This window comes from Dulcicalothrix desertica PCC 7102 (assembly GCF_003991905.1).
GTDB lineage: Bacteria > Cyanobacteriota > Cyanobacteriia > Cyanobacteriales > Nostocaceae > Dulcicalothrix > Dulcicalothrix desertica.
The window spans coordinates 1-13,811 of the sequence record NZ_RSCL01000039.1; the positions used below are offsets into that span (position 1 = coordinate 1).

The 13,811-nt window shown below is 39.4% G+C and carries 15 protein-coding genes; 5 read left to right on the top strand and 10 right to left on the bottom strand.

From position 1 onward, the window contains the following. Window positions 1–87 precede the first annotated feature (87 nt). Together DSM106972_RS45220 and DSM106972_RS45225 are read right to left on the bottom strand one after the other, a co-directional pair. A complete protein-coding gene (locus tag DSM106972_RS45220; protein ID WP_127086848.1) occupies window positions 88–474 on the bottom strand; it encodes a helix-turn-helix domain-containing protein in 387 nt (128 codons plus the stop codon). A 345-nt stretch (window positions 475–819) separates the two neighbouring features. Further along, window positions 820–1,218 (bottom strand): hypothetical protein, encoded by a 399-nt coding sequence (locus DSM106972_RS45225; RefSeq protein ID WP_127086908.1) that lies wholly within the window; start codon window positions 1,216–1,218, stop codon window positions 820–822. Between the two features lie 218 nt (window positions 1,219–1,436). Between DSM106972_RS45225 and DSM106972_RS45230 the strand changes: the two genes are divergently transcribed. Further along, complete coding sequence (locus DSM106972_RS45230) at window positions 1,437–2,684, top strand: glycosyltransferase family protein (protein ID WP_127086849.1); 1,248 nt, start codon at window positions 1,437–1,439, stop codon at window positions 2,682–2,684. A 175-nt stretch (window positions 2,685–2,859) separates the two neighbouring features. Here DSM106972_RS45230 and DSM106972_RS45235 read toward each other — a convergent pair whose 3' ends face one another. After that, window positions 2,860–3,246, bottom strand: a complete 387-nt coding sequence (locus DSM106972_RS45235) for a hypothetical protein (RefSeq protein ID WP_127086850.1) — start codon at window positions 3,244–3,246, stop codon at window positions 2,860–2,862. A 279-nt stretch (window positions 3,247–3,525) separates the two neighbouring features. Here DSM106972_RS45235 and DSM106972_RS45240 point away from each other — a divergent pair, with 279 nt between their 5' ends. Next, window positions 3,526–4,209, top strand: coding sequence for a M23 family metallopeptidase (locus DSM106972_RS45240; protein WP_127086851.1), 684 nt, complete (start codon window positions 3,526–3,528; stop codon window positions 4,207–4,209). Between the two features lie 134 nt (window positions 4,210–4,343). On the opposite strand, the gene ftsH is transcribed toward DSM106972_RS45240, so the two are convergent. The 3 genes from ftsH to DSM106972_RS45255 form a co-directional block, all read right to left on the bottom strand. After that, window positions 4,344–6,260 (bottom strand): ATP-dependent zinc metalloprotease FtsH, encoded by a 1,917-nt coding sequence (gene ftsH / locus DSM106972_RS45245; RefSeq protein WP_127086852.1) that lies wholly within the window; start codon window positions 6,258–6,260, stop codon window positions 4,344–4,346. Window positions 6,261–6,622: 362 nt separating this feature from the next. Further along, window positions 6,623–6,811: an NUDIX hydrolase gene (locus DSM106972_RS45250; protein ID WP_186538846.1), complete on the bottom strand. Its 189-nt coding sequence runs from the start codon at window positions 6,809–6,811 to the stop codon at window positions 6,623–6,625. A gap of 115 nt (window positions 6,812–6,926) precedes the next feature. Further along, window positions 6,927–8,129: a phosphoglycerate kinase gene (locus tag DSM106972_RS45255; RefSeq protein ID WP_127086853.1), complete on the bottom strand. Its 1,203-nt coding sequence runs from the start codon at window positions 8,127–8,129 to the stop codon at window positions 6,927–6,929. Window positions 8,130–8,219: 90 nt separating this feature from the next. On the opposite strand from DSM106972_RS45255, the gene DSM106972_RS45260 reads away from it, so the two are divergent. Together DSM106972_RS45260 and DSM106972_RS45265 are read left to right on the top strand one after the other, a co-directional pair. Further along, window positions 8,220–8,624 carry a universal stress protein gene (locus DSM106972_RS45260; RefSeq protein WP_127086854.1) on the top strand — a complete coding sequence of 135 codons (405 nt, stop codon included), beginning with the start codon at window positions 8,220–8,222 and terminating at the stop codon, window positions 8,622–8,624. 189 nt (window positions 8,625–8,813) lie between these two features. After that, window positions 8,814–10,007, top strand: coding sequence for a response regulator (locus DSM106972_RS45265; RefSeq protein WP_127086855.1), 1,194 nt, complete (start codon window positions 8,814–8,816; stop codon window positions 10,005–10,007). 154 nt (window positions 10,008–10,161) lie between these two features. Here the strand turns inward: DSM106972_RS45265 and DSM106972_RS55200 are convergent, their stop codons facing one another. Then, window positions 10,162–10,287 (bottom strand): hypothetical protein, encoded by a 126-nt coding sequence (locus tag DSM106972_RS55200; RefSeq protein ID WP_267901226.1) that lies wholly within the window; start codon window positions 10,285–10,287, stop codon window positions 10,162–10,164. A gap of 35 nt (window positions 10,288–10,322) precedes the next feature. Beyond that, entirely contained in the window at window positions 10,323–11,507 is a 1,185-nt protein-coding gene (hemW, locus tag DSM106972_RS45270; protein WP_127086856.1) for a radical SAM family heme chaperone HemW, read from the bottom strand. Between the two features lie 298 nt (window positions 11,508–11,805). Here hemW and DSM106972_RS45275 point away from each other — a divergent pair, with 298 nt between their 5' ends. Further along, the gene (locus DSM106972_RS45275; RefSeq protein ID WP_127086857.1) at window positions 11,806–12,882 is read left to right on the top strand and encodes a PIN/TRAM domain-containing protein; all 1,077 of its coding nucleotides are present in this window, start codon (window positions 11,806–11,808) and stop codon (window positions 12,880–12,882) included. A gap of 189 nt (window positions 12,883–13,071) precedes the next feature. On the opposite strand, the gene DSM106972_RS45280 is transcribed toward DSM106972_RS45275, so the two are convergent. Both DSM106972_RS45280 and DSM106972_RS45285 read right to left on the bottom strand, forming a co-directional pair. Next, on the bottom strand, window positions 13,072–13,407 hold the full coding sequence (locus DSM106972_RS45280) for a hypothetical protein (protein WP_127086858.1): 336 nt from the start codon (window positions 13,405–13,407) through the stop codon (window positions 13,072–13,074). Window positions 13,408–13,409: 2 nt separating this feature from the next. After that, on the bottom strand, window positions 13,410–13,802 hold the full coding sequence (locus DSM106972_RS45285) for a hypothetical protein (RefSeq protein WP_127086859.1): 393 nt from the start codon (window positions 13,800–13,802) through the stop codon (window positions 13,410–13,412). Between the last annotated feature and the right edge of the window lie 9 nt (window positions 13,803–13,811).

The following is a 13,811-nucleotide window of genomic DNA, read 5'->3' on the forward strand; positions in this document are numbered from 1 at the left end:
TTCGTCATCCTGAATTTTTGCTTTTTTCTTGGTTGTAATCTTTTGTACTTCAAATTGAAGTGCGGAATGTGGGTTATAAAATCATTATTACACAAACAAATCAGCATCAACTTTGAAAAAATCTCCTAACGCTTTAGCTTCGACTTTGCTAATTTCGCGTTTACCATTGACAACTTCAGAACTAATTACTCTAACTAAATCTGACTGCTTAATATCTTTTTGCTCCATTAAGAATACTAACATAGAATGAGGTGTAGACGATTGACCTGGAGCATAATATTCTTGCTCAAATTTTTCGATTAAAGTAATTAGCAAATCAAAAAGTTCATCTTCTTCAGGAGTCAAGTTACGCCGGTGCATAAGCTTTTCTACTATCGCTAAAGCTTTCTCATTTTCTTCTTCATTTCTAATTAGCCTTGGTTGATACTTAGTTAAAAGCTCTTTATATTTATCTGAATTAAAAGTAAGGGTCATTTTCCCAATGCTCCTTATTATATTAGCTCGTAAGTAAGAAAGTTTTTTACAAAATGCTATTACACCTTTGGAATTACAGCGGATTTAGTGTACATGCGGTGCATGTAGAGACTGTACATGTACGGTCTTTACAAGGTTTTGGGCATTATGTATGTACCTCATATACCTGAAATTTGCTGTAATTAGTTTAGATGCTTTTTAAGGTATAATAGCGTACTTGCATTTTATACTCAAAACGGCTTAAAACTAGACTTTTAAAGCAAGCAAAAATCTTTGAGATGCTTCGTTCCTCAGCATGACAAAGTTCACTTTTTACCCGTTTGCGGTATATCTCTCTATATTATGTCAAACTTTACTTGTGCGCTGTTCGATATCTTCTAAAGTTTGTAGAACTAGACGTTTGGCTTCTAACTTCCATCCCCATTTCTGTAAACCAACTGCTGCGGCGCCACCTGCCACAGTCGCGATAAAATCTAGGGGTTGCATAAAGGAAATACCCAGCAGTAAACCTAACCCAGCAATACCCCAAAAAGGCAAGGCAACCGTTTGACGCTGATTTAGTACAATTTGACTAATTGGGTCGGTAGGCATTTCAGCTATAAGTGCTTCTTTGACTTCCTTTTGCTCTCTAGCAGAAACGGAAAGACCTATTTTTTGCCTAAGCTTTTCAATTTTACGCGCGTCGGTGCTGTATTGCGTTAGCTCATCCTCTGCCATTAAAATTAAACGTTCGTACTGTGACATAGCTTTGTTGTTAATCTTACAAAGTAGATTAACATTTACTGCGTAGCCTATAACCTTTTTGGCGCCTGTATTCTGTAGATTATTATTTTCAGTGAGAAACCTGGTTTCTGTTGGTAAAATATTGAGGCTGTTGTGTTCAGTGATGGAGAAACCAGGTTTTAGAAACAATTTATATGATATTTGGCTCTTGAGTTTTAGTTTGTGTCAATTATTTGCTCATGACTCCTGTAGATATTCTAATTTTGTCGAATGGTCCGGGTGAGGTGACAACTTGGGTGCGTCCTGTGGTGAAGGCTTTACGGCGCCTTTTGGGTGATAGTCGTGAAGATGTACGTATATCAGTGGTGCTGTCTCCTTGTCCTAATGCTAGCGGTAAGGAAGTTGAGATTGTGCTATCGTATCCTGAAGTTGACAGGGTGCAAGGCGCCGAATACTTCTTTCCATTTTTGCTACGGGGTAAAACTGCCCAAAATTGGGACTGGAGAAATAAGGGTGTTGTGGTATTTTTGGGTGGGGATCAATTTTTTTCTGTTGTTATTGGTAAGAGATTGGGTTACAAAACTGTTGTTTATGCTGAGTGGGACGCGCGCTGGCATAATTTAATTGATAGGTTTGGGGTGATGAAACCCGAAGTTATGCCAAAATCGTCTAAATATGCGAACAAGTTTACTGTAGTTGGCGATTTAATGGCGGAAGCAGGTGCATTAAATAATAATAATCAAATTCAAAACAATACTGATTCTTTAATTATTGGGATTCTTCCTGGTTCTAAAGCTGCAAAGTTGGCACAGGGTGTTCCTTTAACGCTGGCAATTGCTGAATATGTACACGAGCAAAAGCCGGAGATAAAATTTATAATTCCTGTGGCGCCGACTTTAGATTTACAAACTTTGGCTAGCTTTGCTGACCCCAAACAAAATCCTGTTGCTGAATACTTTCAATTTAAAGGCGCCTCTTTAATATCTGAATCTAATCAACTGCCAATTTTAAAAACAGCTAATGGTTTATGTGTTGAACTATATAAGCAAAATCCTGCTTACGATTTGTTAGCGCAGTGTAGCATTTGTTTAACTACGGTGGGCGCCAATACAGCAGAACTTGGTTCGCTTGCTGTGCCCATGATTGTTTTATTACCAACACAGCAGCTTGATGCGATGCGTTCGTGGGATGGTTTGCTGGGTATACTCGCTAATTTGCCTGGTGTTGGCGCCAGTTTTGCCAAGTTAATAAATTGGTGGTTTTTACGGAAGAAGGGTTTACTAGCATGGCCTAATATTTGGGCACAGCAAGAAATTGTCCCGGAGTTAGTCGGGAAACTTCAGCCTCAAGAGGTGGCGAGTATGGTTTTAGATTATTTGGATAATCCTGAGAAATTAGAAGAGGTTAGGAATAAATTAAAGGATGTGCGTGGTCAAGCTGGTGCTGCTGATAAATTGGCGCAAATTGTCAAAGAAGTTATAAGTTAGAGGTTGTAATAAAGCGTAGGAATAAGATTCTTCGTTCCTCAGAATGACAATTGTGGGATTCTTCGTTCCTCAGAATGACATTTTAAGTTGTTCTTTATATATTAACTCCTAACTCCTAACTCCTAACTCCTAACTCCTAACTCCTAACTCCTAACTCCTAACTCCTAACTCCTAACTATTCTTCTGATTGTCCGTCTCTTCTGCCTAGTTCGTACACTCCGCATCCCATGCAGGCTAGTATTCCGGTACTAATGCCCCAGCTTCCTCCTAAACCAAGGTCGAGAAGCCAGTTTGCGATGGCGCCAAAAATGAGGAATGGCACTATGCTAAACACCGAAGCGTAAAATGCGTTTTGTGATTCTCTGGCTTTGCGAGTTTTCTCAAATTCTTCTTTGCTGGTATAAAGGAAACCCTCGGCGAAGTTAAACCAACGGTCGAGTAAATCTGTAACTTTGTCTCTGAGGTTTGAGAAAGCTAGATATAGTGCTAATGACCACAGACTGGCGCCTGCAATGGCAACTGTATTTATCTCAAAGCTAAAAGGTAATATTTCGAGCATGATTTGAGGATGGGCGGCAAGGATAACGAGCGTTTATAAGAAGTTTAAGATTTAAGTTAACATTTTTTGGCAATTGGCAACATTGAAGTTTTCACCACGTCTAAAGTTATTGGTATTGATATTTTTAATACTTTGGCTAATGACCTTTTTAGTTGTTAAGCTAGATTGGACATAATTAACAATAGTATAAAATTATGTATAAAAAATACATGTTTATTTTGTTTAACAGTGTTAATACTGATAATAATCAGACTAAACCTAATTGCCTTGAGGAAGCTTCGGATGAGTAGACGGCTACAAAAAACATTAAAAACTGGAGCCATCTTATTTTTATTAGGATTGAGTCTGGCAGTTTCAATCATTCTATTTCCTAAGCAAGAAGTCGCAATGGCAACTTCTAACTGGCGAGCAGCTTCATTTCCAGTAGAAAATTTTCAAGCTTACACGTCCCCTTTTGGCTACCGTCCTTCCGCAACAGGTGGAGGTGGTTGGGAGTTTCACAGCGGTTTAGATATAGCGGCGCCGCGAGGTAGTTATATTCGTAATTGGTGGACAGGTGTAGTTATAAAGGTAGAAAACCGTGGCGCCTGTGGTACCCATTTAGTTATTCAATCAGGACAATGGCAGCATACTTACTGTCATATGGAAGGAAATGTTGAAGTTGCAAATGGTGTACGTTATATGGTTGACCGTGCGGGTGGTATTCAAATAGCGCAAGGTATGCAAATTCCCGCAGGAGCTAGAATTGGTCGTGTTGGGATGAGTGGACGCACTACAGGACCCCATCTACATTGGGGATTAAAATATAACGGCAATCATGTTGACCCAGCGTTTATACTGCGGTCTATGTTCGCACAACAACCATCTGGTGTAAGACAAGCAAGACAAGGTTCTTCTTTGATTAAGCAGCAGCAAACACAAATCAATATTCAAGAGTCTAAATTTATTCGTGATTCTGGATATTAATAATAAGTGCTGAGTTGAAAGTGCTGAGTGCTGAGTAGAGTTAGGAGTTAGGAGTTAGAAGTTAGGAGTTAGGAGTTAAAACTCAGCACTCAGCACTCAGCACTCAGCACTCAGCACTCAGCACTCAGCACTCATTACTGACTAGCTTTTGCTAACTCTTTCTCAGGAAGTTGTGTATATTCGGCGACAATTTGACGGAATTGTTCGCCTTCAATAGTTTCCTGTTCAACTAGCAAATCAACTAAACGGTCAACTAGGGCGCGGTTTTCACGGATAATTCGGCGCGCTTCTTGGTAACATTGAGTAGCGATTTCTCTGACTTTGCGGTCAATCTTAATTGCCACTTCTTCAGAGTATTCATTACGTGTTACCCAGTCACGACCTAAGAATACGTCATAATTTTGGTTTTCTAACGCTACTAAACCTAAATCTGTCATCCCGTACATCGTTACCATTTTACGGGCAATATTTGTCACCATCTTCAAATCCCCACTGGCGCCTCCAGTAACTTCGGGTTCGCCAAATACTTCAACTTCAGAAGCTTTTCCACCCAAGGTCATGGTGATGTTGTCTTTCATCCATGCGCGTGTGTAAAGTCCACTGTCGATAACTTCTTCGTTTAAGATTTGCTGCGAGAAACCACCGACACCACCCGAACGGGGAATAATTGTGACTTTATTAAGGGGGTCAGAGTGTGGTAATAATGTTGCTAACAGTGCGTGTCCAATTTCGTGATAAGCAATTAAACGTTTTTTCTTGCTATCCATTAATGGGTTTAAAGTTAACCCTATCGTCAAACGGTCAATAGCATCATCTATTTCTAATGGTGTTATCGCTTCTTTACGGCGCCGCGCAGTTAAAATTGCAGCTTCATTAAGTAAGTTTGCTAAGTCGGCGCCTGTAAAACCTGGTGTACGACGTGCGATAACTTCCAAAGAAACTGCGGGGTCTACTTTCTTATTACGTGCATGTACCTTAAGAACTTCTAAACGTCCTTTACGGTCGGGTGCATCAACAATCACCTGACGGTCAAAGCGTCCTGGACGTAATAATGCAGCATCAAGGACATCAGGACGGTTCGTAGCAGCAATAATAATGATACCGTTGTTACCTTCAAAACCGTCCATCTCAGTAAGCAACTGGTTGAGGGTTTGTTCGCGTTCGTCGTTTCCGCCACCAATACCCGCACCACGCTGCCGACCAACGGCATCGATTTCATCTATAAATATTAAACAAGGAGCATTATCTTTAGCTTTTTTAAATAAGTCGCGAACACGAGAGGCGCCAACACCCACGAACATCTCAACAAATTCTGAGCCAGAAATACTAAAGAAAGGTACAGCAGCTTCTCCAGCGATAGCTTTAGCAAGTAATGTTTTACCAGTTCCTGGAGGACCAACTAATAATACACCTTTAGGAATACGGGCGCCGACTGCTGTAAATTTTTCTGGCTGTTTCAGGAAAGTAACAACCTCTTGAAGTTCTTCTTTAGCTTCTTCAATACCAGCAACATCATCAAACTTAATCCCAGTTTTAGCTTCCATTTGGAAACGCGCACGGGTTTTACCGAAGTTCATCGCTTGCGAAGAAGCATTCGAGGAACGACGTAAAAACAGTAGCATCAACGCGACTAAAGGCAAAATCCAGATTAAATTGATTAATAACCCAACAGCAGCACGACTGTTTGCCGAAGAAGCTTCTCCAAACTCAACTTTGTTTTGTCTGAGTTTAGCTATCAACTCCCCGTTTTGATTCAAAAGCTGCACTCGTAGTGGTGGTGCATCTGGCTTTTGATTCTTTAAATAAACTCTCGCTGTTTGGTCGGTCTCGTCAAGTTCAACCTTCCTGACTTCCCCGCTACTGGCTTTTTTAATCAGTTCACTATAGCTCAACTGATTGTCTGACCTTTGCTGTTGTTGCTGTTGAGCCATAACAGGCGCCACACCTACCACAGAAGGCATCATTATCATACCTGCTGCTAGCGCCCCTGTTAAAGCTAAACGCTTTACTGGTTGACGCTTGGCATCGAAGTTTTTCTCTAATTTTTCCATAAAAAGAACCTTTGTTTTGCTGCTAATATTTGCGCTAGCCTTGGTAGTGTTTGTTGGCTTCAAAATAAGTAACTATATTTCTAATCTAGTTTAACGTCTATAAATAATGTTCCTACCGTTTTTACCACACCCAGGAATAAATCCGCATGTTGGTAAGTCAGAACATCTGTATTTATATATAACTAACATATAAGCAATGTAGGCGCCATTCGCTTACTGTAATTTACATGTTATAATATTAATGTATCAATTTGAACTTACTTTGTGTGGATAACCGATAGATAATTGTTCGTCATAAGAAGCCGTTGTAAGGACTCGTTGTAAGGACTCGTTGTAAGGACTCGTTGTAAGGACTTCAGTCCTTAATCAAAATCCGCAGGTAGATGCGGGTTACGATAATACTCAAAGCATTTTGTAATTTGATGCGGTAAAACTCGCCCTATGGATAGTTCAGGAATTGAATCCTCAGCAAAAAATCCAACATCATCAGTTTCAATGCTTGTAGCTGCACTTCCACCCACCAATTCGCAGTGAAAAAGTAATTTATACATATAATACGGAAAAGGAGTATGTGCTGAGTGCTGAGTGCTGAGTGCTGAGTGCTGAGTAAATTCATAACTTTAAAATTATACTCAGCACTCAGCACTTTCTACTCAGCACTATTTTTTACGCTTCATTCAGCGCAGCAATACCAGGTAGTACTTTACCTTCGAGTAATTCTAAGCTGGCGCCACCACCAGTAGAAATATGGCTCATTTGGTCAGCTAAACCAACTTTTTCGACGGCAGCTACTGAGTCACCACCACCAATAATGGTAATGGCGCCTTTTTTGCTGATATCAGCGAGGGTATGGGCAATAGCTTCAGTACCAACAGCGAATTTATCGAATTCAAATACACCCATTGGACCATTCCAAATTACAGTTTTACAGTCAGCAAGAGCTTCTTGGAAAACTTTCACAGAGTCAGGGCCAATATCCAAACCCATCCAGCCATCAGGAATCTTCTCAACGCTGACGGTTTGCGAGTTTGCATCTTTATCGAATTTATCGGCAACAACTACGTCGGTAGGAAGTAAGAAAGTTACACCTTTTTCTTTAGCTTTAGCTTCGAGAGTGCGTGCAAGTTCAATTTTGTCGTCTTCAACCAGCGAGCTACCAACGTTCAAACCACGAGCTTTGTAAAATGTGAAAATCATCCCACCACCAATGATGAGCTTGTCACATTTTTCTAACAGAGATTCGATAACACCAATTTTGCTCGATACTTTGGAACCACCAATAATAGCAGCCAAAGGACGCTGAGGATTTGCAATTGCATTCTCTAAGTATTGCAATTCCTTTTCAATCAAGTATCCAGCAACCGAGGGGCTAAGATACTTGGTGACACCTTCAGTCGAAGCATGGGCACGGTGCGCTGTACCAAATGCGTCGTTTACGTACAAATCAGCATTTGATGCCAATTTTTGAGCAAACTCGGCATCGTTCTTTTCTTCCTCTTTGTAGAAGCGAACGTTTTCAAGTAGTAATACTTGCCCATTTTGCAGTGACCCAACTTTGGCGCCGACTTCATCACCAATACAATCATCGCACTTAACGACTTCTTGTCCCAGCAACTCAGATAAACGCGCCGCCACTGGAGTTAGACGCAATTTGTCATCAACACCCTTTGGACGACCAAAGTGACTAGCAAGGATTACCTTAGCACCCTTACTAGCCAAATCTTGAATTGTCGGTAGTGCCGCACGGATACGTGTATCATCCGTGATATTGCCCGCATCATCAAGGGGCACATTGAAATCTACCCGTACAAATGCTCGCTTACCAGACAAGTCAGATGCAGATAAATTTGCTAAAGATTTCTTCGACACGGCACAACCTCCTGATTACCTGAATGCTATGTTTTGAATAAATAGAACCATCCAGATTGTACCGAGTCATGGGGGCCGGAAGTGAACACTATGTTCAAAACAGTATTATTTCCTATCGATCAAAGTCGCGAAGCACGTGAAGCGGCTGATGTAGTCGTCAATGTAGTTCAAACGTACAAAAGTCGTTTGGTGCTGTTGTCGGTGGTAGAACCAACTACCGACGGTGAGTCTATTGACCCAATGCAGTCACCTTTATCGGTAGCGAAATTACTCGAAAACGCCAAAGCAGTGTTTGAACAGCAAAGCATTCCAACCGAAGTTATCGAACGTGAAGGTAAACCCGCGTTTACCATTTGCGATGTTGCTGATGAAGTTGGAGCAAATCTAATTATCATGGGATGTCGAGGAATGGGGTTAACCGAAGAAGGGTTAACCGATAGCGTCACCAACCGGGTGATTAATCTTTCCCCATGTCCTGTGTTAATCGTGCCGTAAAGTGTAGTATGGTGGGCAGTGCCCACCATACATTCTCAGTAATTTCTACAGCTTGTTGCTTAAGTTTATGTAGGCTAAAATTCAGTAAAATAAATTAATACTTATTTTAATTACTTCGAGCAAATTCAATTAATTGCTTGAGCTATTAATAAAACTCAGTATTATTACTGTGAATATATAATGGTGGGTATGCAAACACTCAGCAAACATTTGCTTGAAGAACTCTTAGCTTGTACGCAGTTACGCTATAGCGGTAAATTAATAATTAAATCACCATCTGGTAACACCTGGAACTTTTACTTCAGGTTTGGTCGAATCATTTGGGCAAATGGAGGAATTCATCCATGCCGACGTTGGTATCGGCTAATGACTTATTATTGCCCAAACATTGATATCAGTAAAATTAAAATTCGTGCTATCGATCTAGCGTTAGAACATTGGGATTACCAGTCAATTATTGCATTAGACAAAAGAAATCAAATAGACTCAAAGCAAGTTGAAATTATTGCCGAAAGTGTTGTTCAAGAGCTATTATTCGATTTAATTCAATATAAACCTAGCAACGATTTAATTTGTATACGGAATTCACAAGTAATTTTAGACTTAGCTGTGACTTTTACAAGTACAGATATATTTATTGAACGCGCGCAAAGTCAGTTAAAAGCTTGGACTAGCGCTGGTTTAAAAAATTGCTTTCCTGATTTGGCGCCGCAAATTCAAAAGCCAGAGGAATTAAACAAAATTGTCAGTTCAGCAGTATACAATAACTTGATAACTTTTGTAAATGGTAAACACACACTGCGTGATTTATCAGTTCTACTAAAACAAGATTTTACTAAAATAACCGTCTCCTTACTGTCGCATATCTCAAAAGATTTGATTCAACTTGTAACAGTACCAGATTTACCTTTCCCAGGTAGCGTCAGTCCTGAAAAAATACCTCTACAAAAGTCACAACCGAAAAATTCAACCAGCGCATTAATTGCCTGCATCGACGATAGTTCACAAGTTTGCCAAATATTAGAGCAAATAATTGTCTCAAACGGGATGAGATTTCTCAAAATTCAAGACGCAGTTCAAGCTTTACCCAAAGTAATTGAGCATAAACCAGATTTAATTTTATTAGATTTAATTATGCCCGTTGTAAATGGGTACGAAATTTGTTCTCAATTACGCCGAATTTCAGGCTTTGCTGAAACACCTATAATTATATTGACTGGTAGCGAAGGACTACTTGACCGAATGCGTGCAAAAGTTGTTGGTTCAACCGATTTTATGACTAAACCGATTGTTGCCGATAAGATTTTAGAGACGTTAAAGAAATATCTACCAAGTCATTTATCTAATTCAATACCCGAAATTGAGTCCTTACAAGAAACTTAACAACAAAAACTCAAATTATTTGATGGGTTGTAGCACAGGCATCCTGCCTGTGCAATAGATATAATTATATTTACCACAGAGTTCACAGAGGTAAGAGCTAATAAAGTTAGAGCTATCGGCGCCTACTCCTTAAGATTATTGTCGTGCAATACTATTATATTGCGGGACGATTAACTCGAATTACCTTACTTTCTAAAGTATCTTCTGCACAAATTGCATCATTTATACGTATAGCAAGTCTGTATAAGTTGTTATTATCGGTGCAGGCAATAATATCCATCTTTTTCTATAACAGTATTAATTTTATACATTTAATTATTCTCCTAGTTTCTCAAACAAGCGTGCTAAGACTACATTAGAAAACAAAAATCCTTCGGGGTCAGTTAATCGTAATCTTTCTGCTTCGACTATAACCCAGCCTTCATTAATATATGGCTGTAATATCTTTAATATCTCTTCTTGTTTCTCCAAGCCAAATTCTTGCTTTATTTTGTCTAAACTAACTCCCTCAGCTAGCCTCAACCCTAGCATTAATGTATCTAATAACACTTCTGATGGTGGTGTTACTTCGCAATCGACTACTGCATCGGCTTCTACCCAAGCGTAATATTCTTTGGTTTTACGTGGACGAGTAAAGCGTTTACCTTCTACATAACTTGCGGCGCCCATTCCAAAGCCATAATAAGGACGATTTTCCCAATAAACTCGATTATGGCGACATTGGTGTCCGGGTTGTGCGTAGTTGGAAATTTCGTAATGTGAAAACCCGGCGCCTGTTAAGATTTTTTGTGCCATTCGGTACATGTTAACTGTAGCTTCATCCGTAGGTAAGGGTTTATCACCAGGTTGGTAATAACGTCCAAAAGCAGTTCCCGGTTCGATGGTGAGGTCATATATAGATATATGGGTAGGCGCCAAAGAAATAGCTTTCTCTAAAGACTCTTGCCACATCTCTAAAGTTTGCTTCGGTAAACCCGATATTAAATCAATACTAAATTCAGGAACATTGACTTTGTGTATCAGGTCAGCAGCAGCGTAAATATCCGAGACAGTGTGCGCGCGTCCACACAATTTTAGTAATTCTTCTTGAAATGCTTGTACTCCAAAGCTAAAACGGTTAACACCTGCGCCCTTGTAACCTTCAATATGTTCTAAATCAAAAGTACCAGGGTCAATTTCCATAGAAATTTCTACCTCTGTGGAAATACCAAACTTAGAGTCAAGAATTGCTATGATGCACTTTAACTGCTCAGTAGATAAAAGTGAAGGAGTACCACCACCAAAAAAAATTGTCTGCAAAGGCTGACTTTGTACTGATGTAAGGGCAATTTCCTGACACAGTACCTCAACGTAATGCGAAATCGTACCAGAAGTTTCACCGCGTTGCTTGTCTCCGACAACTGAAATTGGAAAATCGCAGTAAAAGCATCGGCGCCGACAAAACGGAATGTGTACGTAAGCTGCCCGTGGAATGCTGGAAATAACTACTTCTGTGTCCATTAGGGTTTACTCATTCGGGGATCAAATTCAAATTAAATTGCAAAGATTTATAAACTATTAAATAAACAAGAAATATGAGTGTAAATTTACATTTATTTATAGCTTAATAACAAAAAGATAAAGAATATAAACAGTATTACTATTCAGTTATAATATATTTACATACTATTATCTTAATTTTCTAGTAAGTACGTAAGTATAAATTTTGTCATAGGTTATGAGTTAATATCAGTAACAAAGAACCTATGAGAAATACTCAGTTCGATTGAGTTGTACACCAGGAAACCAGTGTAACCACATGCTAGATGCCATTATTATTTTCTCATTCATCCTGGCAGCAGCGGGGGTAGGGTTCTTTAGTATCGACTTACTACCCGACGGGGCACTAAGTCGAGTCTCAAATATAGAAGCTTTACGCTTTGTTACTGCCGCATTTGCCGCTATTATTGGCGGTGCGATTGGTCTTAGAATTCAAACGGGTTATCGTCGTCTCGAAGCCCAAGTTCGTGATATGGCTCCAGAAGCAATAGTAACGCGCGCAATCGGCTTGATTGTGGGCTTGCTACTTGCTAACTTAATGCTGGCGCCACTATTTTTACTTCCCATACCTCCTGACTTTGGATTTATTAAACCATTGGTAGCAGTAGTTGGTAGTATTGTACTAGCTTATACTGGTATGAACTTAGCCGACAGCCACGGACGAGGATTAATTAGATTTATTAATCCCAACAGTGTCGGAGCGTTGGTAGTAGAAGGGACACTAAAACCCGCTGGCACCAAAGTTTTAGACACAAGCTGTATTATTGATGGTCGTATTGAAGCACTCTTAGAAACAGGGTTTTTAGAAGGCGCCATAATAGTACCACAATTTGTACTACAGGAATTGCAGCAAGTCGCCGACGCAAGCAAAGACCAAAAGCGAGTACGAGGAAGACGCGGACTAGAAATTCTCAACCGCATTCGAGAAACTTATCCAGAAAGGATAATTATAAATTCCTCAGACTATGACGATATAGCAACCGTCGATGCCAAGTTAGTCAAGTTCGCGCAAGAAATCAACGGAACATTGTTAACGAACGATTACAATTTATCCAAAGTTGCTAGCGTTCAGAAAGTACCAGTACTCAACGTCAACGACTTAGTTAACGCAGTACGTCCCAGTTACTTGCCCGGAGACAACATCGACATCAAAATTCTCAAAGAAGGAAAAGAACCAAGTCAAGGTATAGGTTATCTCGACGATGGCACAATGGTAGTCGTCGAAGAAGGTAGTCCTTTTGTAGGTGGCGAAGTTCGCGTCATCGTCACCAGCGCACTACAAACATCCGCAGGAAGAATGATTTTCGCCAAACCTCAAGCATCTGCTTTTGCGTAAGGGAAAATAATCACACCCCAACGTAACGTAAAAAATACCTGAATGTAGAGACGCGAAATTTCGCGTCTCTACACGTATGAATTTTACAAATAAATTAAGAATGCTACATATCGGTTATTAATTCGTAGGTTGGGTCGAGGAACGAGACCCAACATCTAATGTTCTTATCCTTATATCTTTCGCTCTGCATCAGTTAGGTAAAGATGCTACAAGCTTTTTATGCTCATTTAATAGCTTTATAAAATAGCCTGTAATAAAGTTGAATTCTATCTCATTGCCAGATTCTGATACTTCATAGGATACTACATCTTTATGCTTTATAGTAAAATCATACTGTTCCGTATCTGTATACATTACTTCAACAGTATAATCTCCATTGACTGCTTCTAGCATCCAATAATTGTATTGTGGCGTACTTTGATTATAAAACTCACATTTCCATGTTTTTTCCTTGATACCTAAACAGATTTTCTCCAAGGTTTTTTCAAATACTACAAGTCTGTTGTTAGTAGCTTGATTAGTCATAATTAATTAGGAAGTTGATTTACTATATCTAAAGCTAATAATGCCTTTGCCTGTTCGCATGAATCTTTTAAAGCTATCCAATATTCATTTAGTAAAGCTTTCAATGAATCAACATTACTAGGTGGATTAGCTGCAATATTAATTAATACTTCTTCATCGTTTTTCACTATTATATAATAATAATAGAGTGAGAAAGCACATAAATCAAACCCAAAATTTACAGAATAAGAGCCATTAATAGCTTCTCCATAATAGTAGGACTGACTAATCTCATCATTTGTCTCTAATCCATACTTGTAGTGCCATGTCCCTTGCGAAATTCCGTTTCTTACCTTTTCAAGAACTGCTTCAATTAAAGAACTCCATGATTCGTTATTATTAGTTAAAGAAATCATACTAAGCAC